The following is a 218-nucleotide window of genomic DNA, read 5'->3' on the forward strand; positions in this document are numbered from 1 at the left end:
CGGTCGATTTCGCGGTGCAGGCGCGCCTGGCCGGGCAGGTCCAGGCTGGCGTAGGGTTCGTCCAGCAGCAGCACCCGGGGCGCGGCGATCAGCAGAGCCAGCCAACAGACGTGCTGGCGCTGACCCTGGCTCAGGCTGCCGATGGCGCGGTCGGCCCAGTCGGCCAGGCCGCGCTCGGCCAGCCAGGCGCTGGCCTGGGCCTGCGCCGCCTTGCGCGC

At 75.7% G+C, this 218-nt stretch carries 1 protein-coding gene; it reads right to left on the reverse strand.

The annotated features are described in order from the left end of the window. Nucleotides 1-218: ATP-binding cassette domain-containing protein (locus HA630_RS01995; RefSeq protein WP_166832193.1), on the reverse strand; the 218-nt coding region annotated here is incomplete at both ends.

The sequence above is a fragment of the Aquabacterium sp. A08 genome (assembly GCF_011742065.1).